Source organism: Ruminococcus sp. NK3A76, from assembly GCF_000686125.1.
Taxonomy (GTDB): domain Bacteria; phylum Bacillota; class Clostridia; order Oscillospirales; family Ruminococcaceae; genus NK3A76.
Map to the genome: position 1 here is coordinate 1,591,825 of NZ_JMMA01000002.1, position 22,152 is coordinate 1,613,976.

The following is a 22,152-nucleotide window of genomic DNA, read 5'->3' on the forward strand; positions in this document are numbered from 1 at the left end:
ATGATATCCTTATGTTGAAGATGCACAAAACACAATCTTTTCAAACGATACACTGATAATTCATTATTTGTTGAAAATCAATAACACCACCATAAAAAAACAGACTAAATGCCGTTAGTTTACTCATTGACAAAAAAATAACAATCTGATATAATACTATTATAAGGTAATGAAACTTACATTATTATATGAGAAGTTAAGGCAATACCGCACAAAGACCGCCTATCGGCTTTGTAAGCATCTTACTATCATTTTCCGCCATATCACCCATTTCGGTCTCCGCATACTTTAGTATACGGAATATACGGTAGTATTCCTGCGGCAGATCCGGGTGATATGACAAAAGATCTGACTGCGTGATCTGCGCACGCTCCTTGTGCGGTATTGCCTGAAAATGCAGTTGTTTATTAACGGAGGTAAATGACATGGCGAAGATAATTGACAATGTTGCGGCTCTCGAAGAAAAGATAGCAGAGATAAAAGCAGCTCAGACTATCTATGCAGAGTACACACAGGAACAGGTGGACAAAATTTTCAGGGCGGCTGCACTTGCAGCAAACAAGGCAAGAATATATCTTGCAAAAATGGCTGTAGAAGAAACAGGCATGGGCGTTGTTGAAGACAAGGTCATCAAGAACAACTATGCTGCTGAGTACATCTACAATGCATACAAGAACGTAAAGACCTGCGGCGTTGTCGAGGAGGACAAGGAGTTCGGCACAAAGAAGATACTTGAGCCTATCGGTATCATCGCTGCTGTTATCCCTACTACAAACCCCACATCTACCGCTATTTTCAAGGCTATGCTCGCTCTTAAGACAAGAAACGGAATAATCTTCTCCCCTCACCCAAGAGCAAAGAAGAGCACTATCGAGGCTGCAAAGATAGTTCTGGAGGCTGCTGTTGAGGCTGGCGCTCCCGAAAACATCATCGGGTGGATAGATGTTCCCTCTCTTGACCTTACAAACACTGTAATGAAGGAAGCTGACATTATCCTCGCAACAGGCGGCCCCGGAATGGTAAAGGCTGCTTATTCGAGCGGCAAGCCTGCCCTCGGCGTTGGTGCGGGAAACACTCCTGCTGTTATCGACAAGTCAGCTGATATAAAGGTAGCTGTTAACTCCATTATCCATTCCAAGACCTTTGACAACGGCATGATCTGCGCCTCCGAGCAGAGCGTTATCGTTGACAAGAGCATATATGCCGAGGTAAAGAAGGAATTCAAGGCAAGAGGCTGCCACATTCTTAATAAGGAAGACACCGAAAAGGTAAGAAAGACTATCATCATAAACGGTGCACTCAATGCAAAGATAGTCGGCCAGAGCGCATATAAAATAGCAGAGCTTGCAGGTGTCAAGGTACCTGAGAGCACCAAGATACTCATAGGTGAGGTAACAAGCGTTGACATAAGCGAGGAATTTGCTCACGAGAAGCTCTCGCCCGTACTTGCAATGTACAAGGCAAACGACTTTGAAGATGCCTGCGAAAAAGCTGACAGGCTCGTAAAGGACGGCGGCTTCGGCCACACATCTTCCCTTTACGTTGATGCAGCAAACGAGCAGGACAAGATTGACTACTTTGCACACAAGATGAAGACCTGCCGCATACTTGTAAACACCCCCTCCTCTCACGGCGGCATAGGCGACCTTTACAACTTCAAGCTCGCACCGTCGCTCACCCTTGGCTGCGGCTCATGGGGCGGCAACTCGGTATCCGAGAACGTAGGTGTAAAGCACCTGCTCAACATCAAGACTGTAGCTGAGAGGAGAGAGAATATGCTTTGGTTCAGAACACCTGAAAAGGTATACTTCAAAAGAGGCTGTCTGCCTGTTGCACTTGATGAGCTCAAAAACGTAATGGGCAAGAAGAAGGCATTCATCGTTACAGACAACTTCCTTTACAAAAACGGCTTCACAAAGCCCGTGACCGACAAGCTCGACGCTTTGGGCATAATTCACGAGACATTCTTTGACGTAGAGCCCGACCCGTCACTCAGCTGTGCTGTTGCAGGCGCTAAGCAGATGAGCGACTTTGAGCCTGATGTTATAATCGCTATCGGCGGCGGCTCGGCTATGGACGCTGCAAAGATAATGTGGGTACTCTACGAGCACCCCGAGGCTGACTTTATGGACATGGCTATGAGATTCATAGACATAAGAAAGAGAGTATACACATTCCCGAAAATGGGCGAGAAGGCTTACTTTGTAGCTATACCGACTTCTTCCGGCACAGGCTCTGAGGTAACACCTTTCGCAGTTATCACTGACGAGAAGACCGGCCACAAGTATCCGCTTACTGACTATGCACTTCTGCCCAACATGGCTATCGTTGACACTGACATGATGATGAGCGCACCCAAGGGGCTGACAGCTGCATCGGGTCTTGACTGCATGGTACATGACTTAGAGGCTTATGCATCGGTAATGGCAACTGATTTTACAGACGGCATCGCACTCCGCTCGCTCAAGCAGACATTTGACAACCTGCCCGAGTGCGTTGCAAACGGCCAGACAGCATACAAGGCAAGAGAGAACATGGCACACGCTGCGACTATGGCAGGTATGGCATTTGCAAATGCATTCTTAGGCATAGGCCACTCGCTCGCACACAAGCTGGGTGCTTACCACCACCTCCCCCACGGCATCTGCTGCGCTCTTGTTATCAACAATGTAATGAAGTTCAACGCATCGGAAGCACCGCACAAGATGGGAACATTCTCACAGTATGAGTATCCGCACACGCTTGAAAGATACTGCGAGGTAGCCAACTATCTCGGCATCTTCGGCAAGGACAACAAGGACACATTCAAGAAGCTGCTTGCCAAGATAGACGAGCTCAAAGAGACTGCAGGCTGCAAGAAGACTATCGCTGACTACGGCGTCAAGGAGGAGGACTTCCTTGCAACTCTCGATCAGATGAGCGAAGATGCATTTGACGATCAGTGCACAGGCGCTAACCCGAGATATCCGCTTATAAGCGAGCTTAAGGAGATATACCTCGCCTGCTACTACGGCACTGAGTACACTGGTGAATAATACTGCAAACATCAAAGCCCCGGAGGATTTTCGGGGCTTTTGTTATTGACAGAAAACATCAAACGTGCTATAATTCACATAGGAGGTAGTTACTTATGAGAGAGCCGGTAATGACTTTATATATTAATATCACAAATACCGTCGGGCTCAGCAGTGACGACCTCTCGGTAAATATGCTGCACTTTCACGCAAGGGCTGAGGGTGAGCTCTTTAGCGGCGAGACTGTCACTGACGGAGTTGACACGCAGATATTCAAGGACGGCAGCTTTAGTCTTTCGGCAAGGTATATGCTTGAAGGAACTGACTTTAAAGGGCAGAAATGCCGGGTATTTATAGAAAACAACGGTACCACCCTGCTTGACTGCAAGCCTGTGATATACACTGACAGCAAGGCACTCGCTTTTCTTATGGACAGAGAGCTTTACGCTTTGGGCGAGACTGATATAGAGAGCGTGATAATCAGGATATACCAGAAAGATCAGCAGCAATGACCGGACATTATACATTAGGTGATGATTACCATTAAAAACAAGAGCTTGATAAAAGACAAGGCCATAAAAAACGGGATGATCTTTTCCTGCATATTACAGGGCGTGCTGTTTGCAGCGCCGCTTATCATAGGGTTTATGGTCTACTCTGCAACAAAGAGCCACACGGCCGTTTCATGGATACAGCTGCTTGTATATCTTACCTGCACCTTCGGCTGCATACCGCTTAAGAAGTATTTCAGCTCGAAGTGCGATGATGACAGGCTTTTTGTATGCACATATGCTTTCATATATCTTGCGTTGTCGATATTTGAAGCTGTGATAATGCTGATACTGCTTGTAAACAAGGGCTCGTTTTTGATAACGATGACGCTTGATGAAAAGGTGCTTTTCGGAGGGCTTTCAACGGCGGCTTTTGCTTTCTTCTATGATTTTGAGGTATGTCTGCTCCCCTTTATATTAGGGCTGCACGACATGGCAAGCAAGCACGAAAAGCTTGGGTATGATTTTGCTACAGTAAGCCTGATAGCGCAGTGTGTGGCAAATATACTGTTTGTAAATTTAATACTGTTTTCAAAGACTTGGTAATATACACCCGGCGGTCTTGCAACAGGCTGTCGGGGATTTTTTATAGGAGGAGAACAATATGCGCACATTAACAGACGAACTTAAAATATACGAACTTTCAACAATATGGAAGGAAGCGGAGTACAACTTTGCATTCTGGGATAAGGTGGATATCAACTGGGACGAGGAGTACAAAAAGGTCCTTCCGAGAGTATTGGCGGCAAAGGATATTTATGTCTATTACAAAGAGCTTATGCGCTTTGTATCTATGCTTTGCGACGGGCACACGGGTGTTACAATGCCTATGGATATAATGCAGGATGCGCAGTATTATTCAATGCTGCCGGTTTTGCTTTTCGGGTTTGACGGTAAGATCGCCGTTATTAACACGACCGAGGAATACAAGGACAGAGTGCCGCTTTACAGCGTGCTTAAAAAGATAAACGGCACCAATGCGGCAGAATACATAAAGGATAACTGCTACCCATACATATGGCACGCAAACGAAGCTGCGTGCAGCTTTTCTGCTTTGAACGAGCTGATGCTTGGCAGAGTTGGCAGCACGCTTGATATGACCTTTGAGCATGAGGGAAGAACGTTTGAAGAAACACTCACAAGAGAAGCCCCCGCACAGATGAAATGGTGCAGCATCGACCAGCCGTTCAAGGACGACATATCAAAGGAGCTTATTGCACAGGGCGGCACTTTCAAAGCAGAGATGCGTGAGGACGGGATAGCTGTTTTGAAATTCACATCATTTGATGATAATAATATGCCAGAAGAGATATACACGCACTTTGACAGGCTAAAGGAAGCAAAGGCTTTTATTATAGATGTAAGAGGAAACATAGGCGGCAACAGCGACAACGCTGACAAGATAGCGGCTATGTTCATAGACTATGACTTTGACAGCTGCGGGGCAGAAGAGCAGATATATGAGCCGGCGCACAAGGCGTGGGGAATTTACAGAGATGACCTTAAAGATATCACACCCGGGGAGCTTGAAGAAAGATACTCTGATGAGGAAAGCATAAAGGATTACAAGATGTGCCGCCACATCTACTACAAGAGAGATATTACAAAGAAAGAGAATCACGCTCCCGGCAGGCTGAAAGCACCGATAGCAGTGCTTATGAACGAATACACCTTCTCGGCCGGTGAGGACTTTATTGATGTTATGAAAGCACACACCGATGCTGTTTTCATAGGTACTAACACCTCTGGCTCATCGGGGCAGCCCTTGCAGATAATGCTTGAAAGCGGCGGTTCTTTCCGCATATGCACAAGAAGATGCTTTGCACAAAACGGTGAAGACATATACAACAAGGGCTTCTCACCTGATATAAAAATAGCACAGACCCTTGAAAGCTACGCCGCCGGGGTTGATAAAGCTATGGAAAAGGCTGTGAACATACTCAAAGAAAAGGTGTGATAATACTCCCCTGCCTGTATGCAAATGCTGCAGGCAGGCTTTTTTGTAACCAAAATATTAACATTTCTTGCTTTTTTGAGTGAAAAGGGTAATTGACCTTGAAATTTGTCTAAGCATATGATATAATAAAATAAGTATAATTATTTTGCCAAAGAGCAAAGTTTAAGGTGATATATATGAAAAACTATGACGTTATTATAGCAGGCTGCGGCGCTGCAGGGCTTTATTCGGCCATAAACTTGCCGAGCAATCTTAAGATACTCGTGCTTTCAAAGAGGGAGCTGACGTTATGCAACTCTGCACTCGCTCAGGGCGGCATCGCAGGTGTTTACAAGAGCCCCGAAGATGACCCCGAGCTGCACAAGCAGGACACATTCGTAGCAGGCGGCTTTGAAAATGACCCTGTTTCGACAGACGTGCTCGTACACGAGGCGGCTATCGACATTGACAGGATAATAAAATTAGGCGTTGACTTTGACAAAAAGCCTGACGGCGACTACCACCGCACTCTTGAAGGCGGCCACGGCAAGCACCGAATATTCCACCACAAGGATTCGACCGGCTTTGAGATAGAGACAAAGCTCCTCGCTTACGTTCAGACACTGCCGAATGTTGAGATATGGGAAAACGCCGTTATGACTGATGTCAAGAAGACAGACACGGGCTTTTCCTTCCACATTCTTAAAGATGAGAAGTTCGTGACGGCAAACAGCCACTTTGCCATTTTTGCAACAGGCGGCATCGGCAGAGTTTACGAATACACCACAAATTCGGCTATCGCCACGGGTGACGGTATAGCACTTGCTTACAAGTTAGGCGCTAAGATCAAGAACCTGAGCTACATTCAGTTCCACCCGACGGCGTTCAACAACCGTGACAAGAGAGAGTGCTTCCTTATCTCTGAGGCTGTAAGAGGTGAAGGCGCTTATCTTAAAAACTGCCACCACGAGCGCTTTATGCACAGGTATGACAAGAGGCTTGAATTAGCCCCCCGTGATGTGGTATCGCACTCTATTATATTCGAGTCAAAGAGAACAGGCTCTGATGAATTCTTCCTTGACATATCTTACAAGGACGCTGACTTTATCAGAAACCGCTTCCCGATGATATACAAAAACCTGCTCGAAGCAGGCTATGACATGACGAAGGATCTTATACCGATATTCCCCTGCCAGCACTACCTTATGGGCGGCATAGATGTTGACACATATGCACGCACTACGGTCGACGGGCTTTATGCCTGCGGCGAATGCTCACACACGGGCGTTCACGGAAACAACAGGCTTGCGAGCAATTCGCTGCTCGAAGCACTTGTATTCTCACGCAGGGCGGCTCACGACATTGCAGAGAAAAACAAGACACACACTCAGGGATTCACAGAGGCTGAGTTTGAGAATGTGACTGATGCTCCGCACATTCCTCACGGGATAAGGACAAAGGTAAGGCACATTATGCAGAGCGCTTACTTTGTTATACCTGATGTTGAAGAAGTATTCAAGGGCTACAGAGACATATGCGAGCTTAAGGAGAGCCTTGACAACGGCCACTACAAGGTTGACCGTGATTATGTTGAAGCGTGCTCACTTTGCACCTGTGCTTACATTATCCTTTCAGACTGCATGAAGATCATAACCGAGAATGCAGAGCTTACCACAAGCGAGGGCGAGGATATGTATTCTGAAGACCAGGAGCTCTCTATGAAAAAGGAAGAGACTGACTATTTATTCTGACAACAAGGAGATTTGATATGGCACTTATGCAGTTTCAGATAGATGAACTTATAAAGACCGCACTAAACGAGGATATCAACTACGTTGATGTGACGACAGACTATCTTGTTGATGCTGACAAGGTATCGACTGCAAGATATGTTGCAAAGGCTGACGGCGTGCTGTGCGGAATTGACATTGCCGTGAGAGTATTCACGCTGCTTGACCCGACGGCTACGGCTGAGGTTTACATCAGAGACGGCGAGAAGGTGAAGAAGGGCGACATAATCGCACGCATCACCTGCCACACAAGAGAGCTTTTAAAGGGCGAGAGAACAGCGCTCAACATTGTTCAGCATATGTCGGGCATTGCAACCATGACAAGAGAATGTGTTGAACTCGTTGCCGGAACAAAGGCATCTATAGCAGACACAAGAAAGACATTGCCTGGGCTTAGGCAGATACAGAAATACGCTGTCACAGTCGGCGGCGGCAAAAATCACAGATACAATCTCTCTGACTGCGCAATGCTTAAGGACACACATCTTGATGCATACGGCAGCATGAGCGGTGCTGTTAAGGCTCTGCGTGAGAAAATGGGGCATACCGTCAAGATAGAGGTCGAGGTGGCAAACCTTGATGAGCTTGGTGAAGCGCTCTCTTTAGGTGTTGAGATAATAATGCTTGACAATATGTCTAATGAGGACATGGCGCAGGCTGTAAAGATAACAAACGGCAAGGCTCTGCTTGAAGCATCGGGCAATGTCACAGCCGAGACTATCAGGGGCATAGCTGAGACTGGTGTTGACATCATATCGCTCGGTGCGCTGACTCATTCCGTCAAGGCGTTTGATATTTCAATGAAGATAGATAAATAATACAAGGGGCTCTGGTTTCAGAGCCTTTTGCACAATACAAAAAAGGGAGAATTATCATGGGAGATAAGGATTTTATTCAGGAGCAGTATGAAGCTGAACAGCGCATGGGCAACAACCAGCCGCTGGGTGGCTATCCGCAGCAAGGATATCCGCAACAGAGATACCCTCAGCAAGGCTATCCGCAGCCGCAGGTATATCAGACGCCGGGCGGCGTGAGCGTAAGGGCGAGCATAAACGGCAGGCCTGCAAACAACAGCGCTGATGCGAGCTTTGTTTTCAAGCTGCTCGGCGGGATATTCATGGGGATCGGCATTATACTGGCTCTTGTATGCATACTTGTATCAAATACCATGAACGACAAATACGACCGCTGCACTGAAACGACGACAGGTGTTGTCATAAAGAACGTTATAAATGACGACGGGGCATATGCTCCTATATTCAGATACGAGGTTGACGGTCAGGAATACGAGGACAAAAGCAGTTTCTCGACAAAGCCTGCAAAATATGATGTCGGCGAAGAAGTCGAGGTACACTACAACCCCGACAAGCCGAAGGAATACTACGTTGACAAGGCCTTAATAATTGTGCAGGTGATACTGTATGCTATCGGAGGATTTTTCTTCGTGTTCGGGCTGATATTCTTAATAGTAGGCATAAACATAAAAAGGAAAGAACAGAGTGTATAAGCAATGGCAAAAAAGATAGTAATAACAGACCCTGTAAAGATAAGAAGGTTCATGCTCATATTCGGGCTGGTATTTATCATCGGCGGTGTGTCAGCACTCGGTCTTGGTATATGGTCGGGTCTTAAAACAAAGGAAAAGAACGACAAATGCACAGCAACAGCCGCAGCGACAGTTATTGACTACGAAACATACACTGAGTATCACAAAAAGAAAACTGCCACAAACAAGCATAGAGCATCTACTGATTACAGACTTGTTTACGAATTCGAGGTCGCCGGTGAGACATATGTCGGCAGCGATAATGATGTAGGCTCAAATCTGAAGCCTTACGCTCTTGGCACAAAGCTCGAAATCCACTACGACCCGAAAGACCCTGACAACAGCTATTTTTACGACACATCAAACGTCAAGATGTATGCAGGCATAGGCGTCGGTGTACTGTTTCTGATAATAGGCATATTAGTAGCAAGCGGCAAACTTAAAAAAACAACTGACTGACGTAAAGTTATCATAACAAAGGAGGCATAAGCTATGGCATCAATTATGGACGGTGAGAGGCAATTTCACATCAAGGCAAAACAGGGAGAGATAGGCAGATACTGCATTCTGCCCGGTGACGAAGACAGGGTGCCGGTGATAGCGGCTTACCTTGAAAACGCAAAACAGATAGCAAAGAACAGAGAATTCAATGTATACACAGGCTACCTGAACGGCGAGATGGTGACTGTATGCTCGACAGGCATCGGCGGGCCTTCGGCGGCGATAGCTGTTGAGGAGCTTGTAAAATGCGGTGCTGACACGTTTATCAGAGTCGGCACGAGCGGCGGCATTGACCTGAAGGTATGGGGCGGCGATCTGGTAATTGCAAGTGCTGCTATAAGGGGCGAGGGCACCACATACGAATATCTTCCGAAGGACTACCCGGCTGTGGCGGACTTTGAGGTTATAGAAGCGCTTAAGAGTTCAGCCGAAACCCTCTCTTCCGACGAGGACGGCAACAGGTATCACATAGGCGTTGTACACTCAAAGGACAGCTTTTACGGCGAGGTCGAGCCTGACAACTCCCCTGTCGGCGAGGACATAAAGTACAGGTGGGACGCTTATCTAAAATGCGGCTGTCTGACCTCGGAAATGGAATGTGCGGCAGTTTATGCAGCATCTATTGCAAGGAGAGCACGCTGCGGCGCTGTGCTTACAGCCATATGGAATGTCGAGCGCTCAAAGGCAGGCCTGCCTGACAACATCACAAACGATTCGACAAGAGCGATAAAGTGCGTGATCGGCGCAATAGAGCGGCTTATAAAAGCTGACAAGGCAAAGAAATAATTATGAAAACAGCAGGCAGAGGAATGACCCTCTGCCTGCATTTTTTGCTCAGAATATCTGAGTGGGCAGTTTTTGTTTCACCTTTGGCGGAAAGCCCTTATCAAAGGCCTCTGCCTCGTCATCAGGAACATAATAGCCCTGCGGTGTAAGATAAACGCCCGTCACATCGTCAAGGTAGCCTGCTTTGAGCTCCTTGCACAGAAAGAACGAAGAATCTGCGTCCTCTGGGAGGTCGTGATATCTGATACCGAAGCGTGACGAATAGTCAAATCCGCTCTTGCCGTAGAAGCCGATATTGCCCTCAAACAGCACTGCGCCGAAGCCCATTTCTGCTGCCTTTTCAAGCGAATAGTCAAGCAGCATCTTGCCGTAGCCACGGCGTTTGAGCTCGGGGGTTATACAAATAGGCCCCATTGTCAGCACGTCAACTTCCCTGCCGTCGTCTGCCTTGATGATAGTCTTCATAAACATATTCTGACCTATCAGCCGGCCGTCCTTAAGCATGACAAAGTCAAGCTCTTTGACAAATGCAGGGTCATTTCTTAAAACGTGGATAACGTAATGCTCGGTACAGCCCGGACGGTAAACGTTCCAGAATGATTCTCTTATGAGGTTTTCTACCTCTCTGTGCTCTGTTTCCTTTTCGATGCGAATTATTATGTCATTTTTATTCATTGTTTTTCCTCCTGAAAAATTGTTGACTTCAACTACTTTAACAAAAGCGGGAGGTTTGTTAAGATCGAATGCAAACCTCCCGGTCAGCAGACAATCTCTCGTGAATCGTACTTTTTCAAACAGCACTCTCCTAAGTTATATAATTTATGGCTCACGCCACAGGTATATTATATACCAAAGGCCATTATTTGTCAAGCAAAACAAGAGGCCCAAGGCAGCAAACGAACACTCAGCTCGTTTACCTCCTTAAGACCTCTTGAATCAATATAGGAGTATGTAATTATCCAAAGCCCGGAAAATGGCACCGGGCTTTATGAAGTATGATCTGTCTGTTAGTCAAAAAGTGCTGTGGAAAGATATCTCTCACCTGTGTCAGGGAGGAGAGCAACGATCGTCTTGCCCTTGTTCTCGGGTCTCTTGGCAAGCTCTGCTGCAGCGTAGAGTGCAGCACCGGAGGAGATACCTACGAGCACGCCCTCAGCCCTTGCAAAAGCAGCACCCTTCTGGAATGCGCCCTCGTTAGGCACCTTGATGACCTCATCGTATACCTTTGTATCAAGAGTATCGGGCACGAAGCCTGCGCCTATACCCTGTATCTTATGAGCACCGGACTTGCCCTCGGAAAGGACAGGTGATGTCTCAGGCTCAACAGCTACAACCTTGACATTGGGATCCTGCTGCTTAAGATATCTGCCGACACCGGAAACTGTACCGCCTGTGCCGACACCTGCGATAAAGATATCTACCTTACCGTCTGTATCGTTCCAGATCTCAGGGCCTGTTGTCTCGAAATGTGCCTGCGGATTTGCAGGGTTCACGAACTGGCCTAAGATAACTGCATTTTCTATCTCCTTTGAGAGCTCCTCAGCCTTAGCGATAGCGCCCTTCATGCCCTTGCTGCCCTCTGTGAGGACAACCTTAGCACCGTAAGCCTTAAGAAGGTTTCTTCTCTCAACGCTCATTGTCTCAGGCATTGTGAGGATGACTGTATAGCCCTTGGAAACACCAACTGCTGCAAGGCCGATACCTGTATTGCCTGATGTAGGCTCGATGATAGTTGAACCTGCCTTGAGCACGCCCTTCTTCTCAGCGTCCTCGATCATAGCCTTTGCTACTCTGTCCTTTACAGAGCCTGCGGGGTTGAAAAGTTCGAGCTTTGCGAGTATCTTAGCATCAATACCCTCAGCTGCTGCGAAGCGTGAAGCTTCAAGAATGGGTGTACCGCCTATAAGCTCGGATACATTTGATTTTACGTTTGACATAGTATTCAGTTCCTTTCTTTATAAAAATTCAGAGACACAGCAATAATTTATTCTGTTTTGCTTTCTGCCTGCTGTCTCTGTATTTCATCTTTACTGTGATTACATAATATCATATTATTCCTACTTTGTCAATAGGATTATATGGAATTTGTCAGATAAAACAAAATGCCAGTGCTATTTAAAGCACCGGCTATGCATTTTATACATATTTTCAGAAGCAATACTCTATTACGCAGCAGCTTTTACCCTGCTCATCAGCTATTTCTGTGACAACGTTGTCATCACTTACCCACGCACGGGCAGCTGCTGACTGCTTTTTAAGGGGCTGCTTATACTCTATCCTTACACGGCGGACCTCTCTCCCCTCTGGGATAAAGTCCTCTGACAGCTCGATATATCTGGCGTTATTCACATGGCCGTACATATCGACAAAGCTGCCATAGACTGCGAGCTGTGAAGTTTTATCAGGCTCGCTTTCCGGGAGAGCGACTTTTCGTGAAGTGTATTCCATATCATAAGCCGGGTGCTTTTCGACCTTATCTGCGAGCTCCTGCGGTATCTTTACAGGGCGTGAGGTCGCAGGGTCGGCAAATGCACCTGTCTCATAAGCGCAGGCACAGACATTGCCCGAGCTGTCGGTAATAATTGTATTACGGAAACCATACATTCTCTTAAGCTCATAGCACCATGTAGATACTGTGAGCTGCTCGCCGTAGACAAGAAAACGCTTTATATCTATCTGTCTTGAAACGAGGAACATTACATTTCCTGTCTGTGCAAAATAGGGCTTAAGTGTAGTGTCGGCCTGCAAATGGTCAAAGGCGCAGTCCTGAAGCATATCAACAAGTGCTGACAGGCGTATATGGCCGTTTTGCGCTATATCACTTACCTCTACTCTGCGTGAAATACTAAGCATATTTATTCACCCACATCACAGAGCGTGCATGAAAAAGACCACACACGCCCGTATTTTTTCATATTACAGGGAGGAGACCGTTATCTCTCCCTCATCGTCTGCCGAAATAGCAGCAGCTGATATCTTATCATCAGAATCAATAAGGATAGATGCGATCTTATCCTCGATATCATTTCTGATAACACGTCTGATATCTCTTGCACCGAGGTGCTTATTGTGGCTCTTCTTAGCTATTGCCTTAAGTGCCTTATCGTCATAGGAGAGCTTGATATTCTTCTCCTCAAGCGGCTCCTTCATCTCGTCGAGCATGAGGGCTGCTATCTTTGCATAGTCCTCCTCTGTAAGAGGATTGAAGACGATGACTTCATCTATTCTGCCAAGGAATTCTGGGCGCAGGAAGTCTTTAAGAGCCTTCATAGCCTTATCGTGAGATATTTCAGAGTCGGTCTTATTAAAGCCGACACCTGTATCCTTATCGGTAGAGCCTGCGTTAGAGGTCATGACGATAACTGTATTCTCAAAGGAAACGCTTCTGCCCTGCGAATCGTTTATCTTGCCCTCGTCAAGTATCTGGAGCAGGATATTCATAACGTCCGGGTGAGCCTTTTCTATCTCATCAAAGAGTATTACACTGTAAGGACGGCGGCGCACCTTTTCTGTGAGCTGGCCGGCATCGTCAAAGCCGACATATCCCGGAGGTGAGCCGATGAGCTTTGAAACGCTGTGCTTTTCCATATACTCAGACATATCAACTCTGATAAGCGGCTCTGTAGCGTCAAACAGCGTCTCGCCGAGCACCTTGACAAGCTCTGTCTTTCCGACACCTGTGGGGCCTACGAAGATAAACGATGCAGGTCTTCTGCGCTTTGCAAGCTGAACTCTTGTACGTCTGATAGCGTTGGAGACTTTCTCAATTGCTTCCTGCTGGCCTATGATACGCTTTGAAAGCTCGTCCTTTAAGCCCCTTATCTTGGAATACTCTGTTGTAGCTATCTTATTTGCCGGGATACCTGTCCATAGCTCTATTACCTTTGAGAGGTCTTCTTCTGTGACTGATATCTCAGCGAGCTTATCCTCGACCTCTTTGAGCCTGTTCTCTATACGGGATATCTCAGCCTTTTCTGTAGCAAGTATCTCATAGTCGGGGTTTTCATTCTCCTCATAGCCCTCAACGAGCTCCTTATGCTTTTTGAGCTCCTCGTTGAGCTTATCGAATTCTGCTATCTCAGGGGTGTTGATGCTCTTTAAAGCGCACGCTTCATCGAGCAGGTCGATAGCCTTATCCGGCAGGAAACGGTCATTGATATACCTCTCGGAAAGCACAGCGCACATCTTAAGAGTATATGCGTCGATATGCACTCTATGGTGCTTTTCGTAGTATTTGCTGATGCCTTTAAGCACCTCTGTCGTCTCCTCGACAGTAGGCTCGGTAATAGTCACAGGCTGGAAGCGGCGTTCAAGAGCTGCGTCCTTCTCGATATACTTTCTGTACTCCTTGAAGGTGGTCGCACCTATGACCTGTATCTCGCCTCTTGAAAGAGACGGCTTAAGGATATTGGCGGCATTCATGGTACCCTCGCTGTCGCCTGTGCCTACAAGAGTATGCACCTCGTCGATAAAGAGTATGATATTGCCTTCCTTTTTAACCTCCTCGACAAGACCCTTACAGCGGCTCTCAAACTGGCCTCTGAACTGAGTGCCTGCAACAAGTGCAGTAAGGTCGAGAAGATATATCTCCTTGCCCTGGAGGTGGTATGGCACATTGCCTGCGACTATACGCTGAGCGATACCCTCAGCGATAGCAGTCTTGCCGACACCGGGCTCACCGATAAGGCAAGGGTTATTCTTCTGTCTGCGTGAGAGTATCTGGATAACTCTGTCACATTCACGCTCACGGCCGATAATATTATCGAGTTTGCCCTCTCTTGCACGCTCGGTCAGGTTAGTACAGAAGTTATTGAGGAATTTAAGCTCCTTTTTCTTCTTTTCCTTTGCCTTTTCGCTGCGCTTATCAGTCTTTGCATCACCCTGTGTCTTCTCAGGGTTGAAAGCATTGCCAAAGAGGTTGCTTAAGAAATTGGGCATAGTATTGCTGCCGCCCATTTCAAAGTCATTACCGTCGGTGATATCCATGAGCTGGTCGCTCATAGCCTGCACTTCCTCATCGGTAATGCCCATCTGCTTCATATAATCCTCGACCTGAGATATGCCGAGCTCTCTTGCACAAACAAGACAAAGGCCCTCATTTTTCTTTGCGCTCGGGTCTTTCATATTCATCTGCGATATAAACACAACCGCAGGACGCTTTTTACAGCGTGAGCACATCATCATAATGTCATCAAACCTTTCTTTCTATATTACAAAAAACGTGTATTCCGGTCAACTGAAAAAGCTGTAGAAGAACTTAAGTATAACAGTGTCTTCTATAGTTTCAAGGTCAAACGGTGAGACACCGCCGCCTGTCATCTTTACAGCAAGGCTTATAAAATAAGTATATATCACCACTGTAACAACACCACTGAAAAAGCCTAAAGCTGCGCCTAACAGTGTATCCGTCTTCTTGACGAGCTCAAAGCGCTTCATAACGCCGCTCGCCATGATTATTATGCTTATGATTATCTTAAGCAGCACAAATATCAGGATGATAAGCCCGTCACGCACAAAGCGCTTGACTATCGGCGAGAGTATATGCTCCTCGATATAGCCTGCTGCCCTGTCCTTATCGTCATCGGCAGCGGCTTTAAGAGCTTCCTTCAGGCTGTCTGTGCTGTCCTTTAGTATCTCGTTGAACTGCTCTCTGTCAATATTATACTTTTCAAATGTTTCATCTGAGATATTCGGGCTCTTTGCAAAGTCGTCAACTATCTTATTGATATCCTTATCTGTTTCGATGCCCTTATCATCAAGGTAGCCCTGAACGTTATCGCCCATTTCGCCGTCCTTGGCTATAGCTTTATTGAGCTCATCAGAATCAATATCACCATCGACGCCGTTGTTTCTGAGCACCTCTTCTATCATAGCACCGGTATCGACCTGTTCGACGAAGTTCTTTGCAAACTGTGTCGTGCCGTCCTTGAAATAGGCATCATACACTGCACTGTGAGCGGCAATGCCCACAACAACTGCGATAATAAAAGCCACGATACTGCCGACAACGCCGAATATCGTTTTGACAAAGCCTTTAAGCGCACAAATAAGAGTTGAGAAAAGAATAATAAGGATTATTGCTATATCAAATATGCTCACAGGCTCACACTCCCTTTATTACGTCAGTTTTTGAATTCTATCTTATTGATATCACGGTAGCCTATGAATATTAGTGAATCTTCAAGGTACACAAAGCCAACATAGTCATTTGAAACGGCTGCCGTAGCGGTGAGATGTGCATCAAAATCATAGCATTCGGCGCTGTGCTCGCTGAGCATGAATACATTGTCGTCATTGCTGACAAGAGCCTTTACCCTGCCGGAAATAAGCTCTGCATCGCCTGAAAGGTCAGCATCGTCGCTGTCCCATATCATAAGCTCGGAAGCCCCACGCTTGACTGTGCTGACTGCAACGCTGCACACATTCTCATTAGATGTATATGCGCAAAGCTCACCCTGATAGTCATATTTATCTATCACATCGCCCGTCTTATCAAGCTTATAGAGAGCCGAGTCACCTATAGCCCAGATATCGTCTGAGGCATTCTGCTGAACACTGAGAACAAGCGTATCGAGCTCATCTGAGACCATTGCCTCACCCTCGGAGGAGAAATCAAGCTCTGTTACAGCGCTCTTTGTCTGGCCGTCCTTTGAGCTGAATGTTGAGATAAAGCAGCCCGAGCCGTCGTCATTTATATCAAGGCTCATTATACGCTTATTTGATGCCCACCTGTAGACCTCATTGCCCTCCTCGTCATACACGGTAAGGCAGGAGTCATACTTCACAGCGTCGGTAACGACTGCTATCAGGTCGTCCTCCATAGCTGCTATGAGAATAGTATCATCGAGTTTCTTTTTATACTGCTCACCCTTGGCATTTACTATCTCGAAGGTATTGCCGCCGTTTTCATAGACGAGCATCTTCTTGCCGTAAACGCAGGCTGACGGGTGAGCAAGGTTATGCTGAACGGTATTTATCAGGTTGCCCGAGATATCGAAAAACTTGACAGCCGAGTCATCGACGGTCACGAACATCTCATCACAGGTATACAGCTTTGCCGTGCCGTTATCAGACAGCGAAAGCGGAAAGTTGCCCTCGGCGAGCTTACCGTCATTGACTATCAGACCGTGAGGCTTATCAAATATACCTTTGAGCTTAGGCACCCACATATTTCTCAGAGCAAACACCACCGCTGCTATTGCGAGGATTACAAACACAACTATCAGCCGTTTCAACAGTTTCTTGCGTTTATGCACCTTTCTCGCAGAGCGCAGATCAGTAGACTCTGCTGTACCCTTTGCCATTTATTATTCCTCCAGTTTTGTTTCTTCCCTTTATATCAGTAAAAGACTCTGTTGAGGTAAAGCCCCTGCGGAGGGACGGTCTTACCCGCCTTTGTCCTGTCTTTTGTAAGAAAGATCTTTTCTATATCCTGCTCTCTGAGCTTACCATCGTTGATAAAAAGCAGCGTGCCGACAAGAATACGCACCATATTATAAAGAAAGCCGCTGCCGCTTATGAGAAATTTCACAAGCTCGCCCTCACGCCTTACGTCAAAGGAATATATTTCCCTGACGGTGTTTTCCTTATCACAGTCAGTCGAGCAGAAGGCTTTGAAGTCATGCTCGCCAACAAATAGCTTGGCTGCGTCGTCAAGGCGCTTTTCATCTATAGGATACCAGCTCTTATACGCCCTGTCAGAAAGAAAGGGGCTTTTTATCTCGCTGTTGTGGATAATATATTCATATTCCTTGCCCTTGCAGTCATATCTTGCGTGGAAATCATCACTGACCTGCTCACAGGTATGCAGAGCTATATCCTCCGGCAGACGTGCGTTACTGCCGAAGATTATACCACGCTCGTTTATCGTGTTCCCGGTATAGAAGTTAAAATAGAACTCCCTTGCATGAACGCCTGTATCGGTGCGTGAGCAGCCGAATATCTTTATATCCTCATTCAGAAGCGAGGAAAGAGCCTTCTCGACGGTCTCCTGCACGGTAACAGCGTTATCCTGTATCTGAAAGCCGTGGTAGTTAGTGCCGAGGTAGCTCATTTTCACCTTGAAGTTTCGTCTCATAAGACCTGTATCTCTTCTATGCTGTCAACTCTTTCGATATAGGTCGAATCACCCTTCTTGCCGTGAATCTGAAGCATGATGAATTCAGCATCGACATCTACGACATTACATCTTTCGCTGTCGAGCTGGTCACTTGAAACTATACACTCCTTGCCTATAAGGCCTTTGAGTATCGGTGATACATACATTTCATTCATTGTTTTTCTCCCCTTATCTTTTTCTTCGTTTAATAAACTGGCGGCAATTACTGCGCCTGTAAGTGTGTCAAGCATTATTATAACACCTCTTTGTGAAAGCTGTATGTTCACAATGAAAAGTCATGTTACAAAACTATATTCAGTGTGATAACGCCTGCCAAAAAGAACGCTGTAAAAGCAAATGCAGCACCGTCAACAGCGCTCATATGCAGCTGCTTCATTCTTGTTCTGCCCTCGCCGCCGTGGTAGCAGCGGCACTCCATTGCAAGTGCAAGCTCCTCGGCACGTCTGAATGATGACACAAACAGCGGCACAAGAATAGGTATCAGCGCCCTTGCACGCTTCATAAGCGAGCCTGTTTCCATATCAGCGCCCCTTGCCTTCTGAGCTGACATTATCTTATCAGTCTCCTCAATGAGCGTCGGGATAAACCTGAGCGCTATTGTCATCATCATAGCGAGCTCATGCACGGGGACTTTTATCTTCTTTAGCGGTGAGAGAAGCCTCTCGATAGCATCTGTAAGGTCTATCGGCGAGGTAGTATATGTCAGCAGCGACGAGCCTATGATAAGGCAGATTATCCTGACTGCCATAAACACTGCCGTATCGACACCCTCATCGGTTATCTGAAATATCTTCCACTTAAAATACGGCTCACCTGTCTTAATAAAGAACAGGTTGAGAACTGCTGTGAAAATGATTATGGGAACTATAGGCTTCAAGCTCTTTAGCATCAGCTTGAACGGTATGCGTGATATCAGAAATGACACCACAGTAAATACTGCGCCGACGAGCAGCCCCCATATGCTCTTTGACAGAAAGAGCATCACTATAAAAACGGCAGTAAGGATTATCTTCACCCTCGGGTCCATTCTGTGTACCGGGCTCTTACCGGGGAAATACTGCCCTATCGTTATATCCTTTATCAAAATTATTCTTCCTTAAATCTATATTTGCGCCATGCCGAGACGTTCAAGCACGAGTCTGACGGCATAGGGCGTTGTGAAAACCTGCTTATCAATATTCAGACCCATTTCTTTGAGCCTTAAGAACACGCTCGTTATCTGCGGAACAGAAAGCCCCATTGACCTCAGCTCGTCAGCCCTTGCGAAGACCTTAGGCGTCTCGTCAAGGCAGAAAAGCGAGCCTTTATTCATAACAAGTATCCTGTCAGCATAGCGTGCGATATCCTCCATTGAGTGAGAAACTATCATAACTGTGCTTTTTGTGGTATCGTGATAGTCTTTGAGCATTGAGAGTATCTGCTCTCTGCCCTTAGGGTCAAGACCTGATGCAGGTTCATCAAGAATCAGCACCTTTGGCTTCATAGCCATAACGCCTGCTATAGCAACACGTCTTTTCTGGCCGCCTGAAAGCTCAAACGGCGATTTATCCAAAAGCTCGGGCTTTAAGCCTACCATTTGAGCTGATTCCTTTATACGCTCATCTATCTCACTGTCTGACAGCCCCATATTCTTAGGACCGAAGGCGATATCCTTATAGCAGCTCTCCTCAAAGAGCTGATACTCGGGATACTGAAACACAAGGCCTACCTTGAAGCGGATATCACGAAGCCTTGCCTTATCCTCCCACAGCTTCTCGCCGTCTATATAAACGCTGCCCGAGCTGGGCTTTAAAAGCCCGTTGAAATGCTGGATAAGCGTCGATTTTCCGGAGCCTGTATGCCCTATGACACCTATTATCTCGCCCTCGTTTATAGAGAGTGACACGTTATCTACCGCCCTTTTTTCAAAGGGCGTGCCCTCACCGTAGACATAGGTGAGCTGCTGAGTCTCTATTATTGCCAAGCCTTATTTCTCCTTTAGCTTTTTTCTCATGACCAAATACACAACAAAATTCCAGCCCATTAGAAAGCTGAGCAGTGAATACACGACTGCCTGCGATGATGTCAGTCTGCCGTTTTTCTTCGCCCTGACCGCTGATGCGATACCGAATACGAGCGAGAACAGATAGAGTGCTGTACAGAACAGCCCTATCGAAAACAGCAGCACGATAAGCGTTGAATTCTTCAGCACGAATGCTATACAGAAGAAAAACAGCAGCAGGCCGAATGTAAACACCAGAGCCAGAAACACCATAAGCGGATTGAAATACGCCATAAAGGTATTTACGAGCATATCAAAATACGGTGCTATGAGCAGTATCATCACGACAAAGCTGACAGCGAACAAGAGCGCTGCGATGATACCGAGCGTCAGAAGCCTTAGTGTACATCTTTCGGAATAATCCTTATCGCTCTCAGTTTCAAGCCTTGCAAGAGGCTTTCTGACTATATGCTGGATAATATATATAAATGCAGCCGCAAACGGCACAAAGAGTATTATCTGCATAATAAGCCGCACAACAAGGCCGCCTCGTGATCTGTCGATAGTAACAAGGTTATCAATGACCTCGCTTTTAAATGTATTAGCCAAAGCCCTTATGATGATACACAGCCATTCATAGATATAAAGACCTACAACAGCGCTGACCGAGATCATCATAAAAATGCTTGCGCCCATATTTGAAAGGTTTATGACCTTCTTCTTTTCAAGTATTATAAGCACAAGCAGAACGACAAAAAGACCGAGCGAGATCATAATGACTTCTCCCCCTTTGAAAGGATATCATAGAGCGCTGCTGCACATTCTTCCTCGGTGATGATATCCTGAGGGATATCTATACCGGCTTTTTTCAGTTCATAGCAAAGCTCTGTGACCTGCGGAACATCAAGTCCTAAGTTGCGAAGCGTCTGCACCTGTGTGAATATCTGCTTCGGTGTGCCGTCGAGCATTATCTCGCCTGAGTCTATGACCACCACTCTGTCAGCCTGTGCGGCCTCCTCCATATAGTGAGTTATCAGCACGATAGTCACGCCGAGCTCTTTATTGAGCATCTTTATCGTCTTCATTACCTCACGCCTGCCTGAGGGGTCGAGCATCGCTGTCGGCTCATCGAGCAGGATACATTCCGGCTGCATAGCGATTATACCGGCAATGGCAACACGCTGCTTCTGGCCGCCCGAGAGCTTATGGACTGCGTGCTCACGGTATTCATACATACCGACTGTTTTGAGCGCTTCATCAACACGCCGTCTTATCTCTTTAGGCTCTACGCCCATATTTTCAAGGGCAAAGGCACAGTCCTCCTCGACAATGGTTGCGACTATCTGGTTATCAGGGTTCTGAAAGACCATGCCGACCTTCTGCCTGATATCGAGAAGTCTGCTCTCGTCAGAGGTATCTATTCCGTCTACATAAGCCTTGCCCTTTTCGGGAAGGTTTATCGCATTGAAGCATTTTGCGAGCGTTGACTTACCCGAGCCGTTATGACCGAGCACTGCAACAAACTCACCTTTTTTTATATCGAGGTCTATGCCCTTAAGGACCTCTGTCCTGACAGGCGGCTCCTCGATCTCGTTTATATATGAGAACCAAAGCCCTTCGGCTTTAAGAAAACTGTCCATTATTTTACTCCGTTAAGAGACAACAGCCAAAGTACAGGGAGGAATGAAACGCCCTCCTGCACCTTAGGCTTACATCTCTGCAATGATTAGTCGTCGTCCTTATCAAACTTATCCTTGATCTTTTCGATAACATCGCCGGCCTTATCCTTGACCTTTTCAAGGTTATCCTTGGAAGCTAACTTCTTAGCCTCGTCCTTTACTGAGTCGGGTATCTTATCATCGACCTTATCAAGGGTCTTTTTGATGTCGTCAAGTCCAAATCCCATGGTTATGACCTCCTGTAAATAT

The 22,152-nt window shown here is 46.5% G+C and carries 23 protein-coding genes; 9 read left to right on the forward strand and 14 right to left on the reverse strand.

All coding sequences use genetic code 11. The features are described from left to right. Positions 1-196: 196 nt before the first annotated feature. The gene (locus CD05_RS0107605) at positions 197-445 is read right to left on the reverse strand and encodes a hypothetical protein (RefSeq protein WP_028510004.1); all 249 of its coding nucleotides are present in this window, start codon (positions 443-445) and stop codon (positions 197-199) included. Between CD05_RS0107605 and adhE the strand changes: the two genes are divergently transcribed. The 9 genes from adhE to CD05_RS0107650 all read left to right on the forward strand — a co-directional run bounded on the left by adhE (position 426) and on the right by CD05_RS0107650 (position 10,124). Further along, a complete protein-coding gene (adhE, locus tag CD05_RS0107610; RefSeq protein WP_028510005.1) occupies positions 426-3,035 on the forward strand; it encodes a bifunctional acetaldehyde-CoA/alcohol dehydrogenase in 2,610 nt (869 codons plus the stop codon). The two genes, CD05_RS0107605 and adhE, sit on opposite strands and share 20 nt — an antisense overlap. A gap of 95 nt (positions 3,036-3,130) precedes the next feature. Next, positions 3,131-3,526: a hypothetical protein gene (locus CD05_RS0107615; RefSeq protein ID WP_028510006.1), complete on the forward strand. Its 396-nt coding sequence runs from the start codon at positions 3,131-3,133 to the stop codon at positions 3,524-3,526. A 21-nt stretch (positions 3,527-3,547) separates the two neighbouring features. Further along, positions 3,548-4,111 (forward strand): hypothetical protein, encoded by a 564-nt coding sequence (locus CD05_RS0107620; protein WP_156947349.1) that lies wholly within the window; start codon positions 3,548-3,550, stop codon positions 4,109-4,111. Between the two features lie 58 nt (positions 4,112-4,169). Next, a complete protein-coding gene (locus tag CD05_RS0107625; RefSeq protein WP_028510008.1) occupies positions 4,170-5,522 on the forward strand; it encodes a S41 family peptidase in 1,353 nt (450 codons plus the stop codon). Between the two features lie 176 nt (positions 5,523-5,698). Then, the gene (locus tag CD05_RS17830) at positions 5,699-7,252 is read left to right on the forward strand and encodes an FAD-binding protein (protein WP_084262136.1); all 1,554 of its coding nucleotides are present in this window, start codon (positions 5,699-5,701) and stop codon (positions 7,250-7,252) included. A gap of 17 nt (positions 7,253-7,269) precedes the next feature. Continuing rightward, positions 7,270-8,109: a carboxylating nicotinate-nucleotide diphosphorylase gene (nadC, locus tag CD05_RS0107635; protein WP_028510009.1), complete on the forward strand. Its 840-nt coding sequence runs from the start codon at positions 7,270-7,272 to the stop codon at positions 8,107-8,109. A 56-nt stretch (positions 8,110-8,165) separates the two neighbouring features. Next, positions 8,166-8,798 carry a DUF3592 domain-containing protein gene (locus CD05_RS0107640; RefSeq protein ID WP_028510010.1) on the forward strand — a complete coding sequence of 211 codons (633 nt, stop codon included), beginning with the start codon at positions 8,166-8,168 and terminating at the stop codon, positions 8,796-8,798. Between the two features lie 3 nt (positions 8,799-8,801). Then, a complete protein-coding gene (locus CD05_RS0107645) occupies positions 8,802-9,296 on the forward strand; it encodes a DUF3592 domain-containing protein (protein WP_028510011.1) in 495 nt (164 codons plus the stop codon). 33 nt (positions 9,297-9,329) lie between these two features. Next, complete coding sequence (locus CD05_RS0107650; RefSeq protein ID WP_028510012.1) at positions 9,330-10,124, forward strand: nucleoside phosphorylase; 795 nt, start codon at positions 9,330-9,332, stop codon at positions 10,122-10,124. Between the two features lie 48 nt (positions 10,125-10,172). Here the strand turns inward: CD05_RS0107650 and CD05_RS0107655 are convergent, their stop codons facing one another. From CD05_RS0107655 to CD05_RS0107715, 13 genes are all read right to left on the reverse strand, one after another. Continuing rightward, positions 10,173-10,799, reverse strand: coding sequence for an N-acetyltransferase (locus CD05_RS0107655; RefSeq protein ID WP_028510013.1), 627 nt, complete (start codon positions 10,797-10,799; stop codon positions 10,173-10,175). A gap of 332 nt (positions 10,800-11,131) precedes the next feature. Further along, positions 11,132-12,061 carry a cysteine synthase A gene (gene cysK / locus CD05_RS0107660; RefSeq protein ID WP_028510014.1) on the reverse strand — a complete coding sequence of 310 codons (930 nt, stop codon included), beginning with the start codon at positions 12,059-12,061 and terminating at the stop codon, positions 11,132-11,134. A gap of 211 nt (positions 12,062-12,272) precedes the next feature. After that, the gene (locus CD05_RS0107665; protein WP_028510015.1) at positions 12,273-12,977 is read right to left on the reverse strand and encodes a thioesterase family protein; all 705 of its coding nucleotides are present in this window, start codon (positions 12,975-12,977) and stop codon (positions 12,273-12,275) included. 63 nt (positions 12,978-13,040) lie between these two features. Continuing rightward, positions 13,041-15,305, reverse strand: coding sequence for an ATP-dependent Clp protease ATP-binding subunit (locus CD05_RS0107670; RefSeq protein WP_028510016.1), 2,265 nt, complete (start codon positions 15,303-15,305; stop codon positions 13,041-13,043). Positions 15,306-15,356: 51 nt separating this feature from the next. Beyond that, positions 15,357-16,223 (reverse strand): hypothetical protein, encoded by an 867-nt coding sequence (locus CD05_RS0107675; protein WP_028510017.1) that lies wholly within the window; start codon positions 16,221-16,223, stop codon positions 15,357-15,359. A gap of 23 nt (positions 16,224-16,246) precedes the next feature. Continuing rightward, entirely contained in the window at positions 16,247-17,428 is a 1,182-nt protein-coding gene (locus CD05_RS0107680; RefSeq protein ID WP_028510018.1) for a DUF5711 family protein, read from the reverse strand. A 35-nt stretch (positions 17,429-17,463) separates the two neighbouring features. Continuing rightward, a complete protein-coding gene (truA, locus tag CD05_RS0107685; protein WP_037322895.1) occupies positions 17,464-18,201 on the reverse strand; it encodes a tRNA pseudouridine(38-40) synthase TruA in 738 nt (245 codons plus the stop codon). Then, on the reverse strand, positions 18,198-18,473 hold the full coding sequence (locus CD05_RS0107690; protein WP_028510020.1) for a hypothetical protein: 276 nt from the start codon (positions 18,471-18,473) through the stop codon (positions 18,198-18,200). The genes truA and CD05_RS0107690 overlap by 4 nt, the downstream gene beginning before the upstream one ends. 50 nt (positions 18,474-18,523) lie before the next feature. Continuing rightward, positions 18,524-19,327: an energy-coupling factor transporter transmembrane component T gene (locus CD05_RS0107695; RefSeq protein ID WP_028510021.1), complete on the reverse strand. Its 804-nt coding sequence runs from the start codon at positions 19,325-19,327 to the stop codon at positions 18,524-18,526. A gap of 18 nt (positions 19,328-19,345) precedes the next feature. Then, positions 19,346-20,206: an energy-coupling factor transporter ATPase gene (locus CD05_RS0107700; protein ID WP_028510022.1), complete on the reverse strand. Its 861-nt coding sequence runs from the start codon at positions 20,204-20,206 to the stop codon at positions 19,346-19,348. Positions 20,207-20,209: 3 nt separating this feature from the next. Continuing rightward, a complete protein-coding gene (locus CD05_RS0107705) occupies positions 20,210-20,998 on the reverse strand; it encodes a hypothetical protein (protein ID WP_028510023.1) in 789 nt (262 codons plus the stop codon). Beyond that, positions 20,995-21,867: an energy-coupling factor transporter ATPase gene (locus tag CD05_RS0107710; protein WP_028510024.1), complete on the reverse strand. Its 873-nt coding sequence runs from the start codon at positions 21,865-21,867 to the stop codon at positions 20,995-20,997. Before CD05_RS0107710 ends, CD05_RS0107705 begins: the two co-directional genes overlap by 4 nt. A gap of 83 nt (positions 21,868-21,950) precedes the next feature. Next, positions 21,951-22,130 (reverse strand): hypothetical protein, encoded by a 180-nt coding sequence (locus CD05_RS0107715; protein ID WP_028510025.1) that lies wholly within the window; start codon positions 22,128-22,130, stop codon positions 21,951-21,953. Between the last annotated feature and the right edge of the window lie 22 nt (positions 22,131-22,152).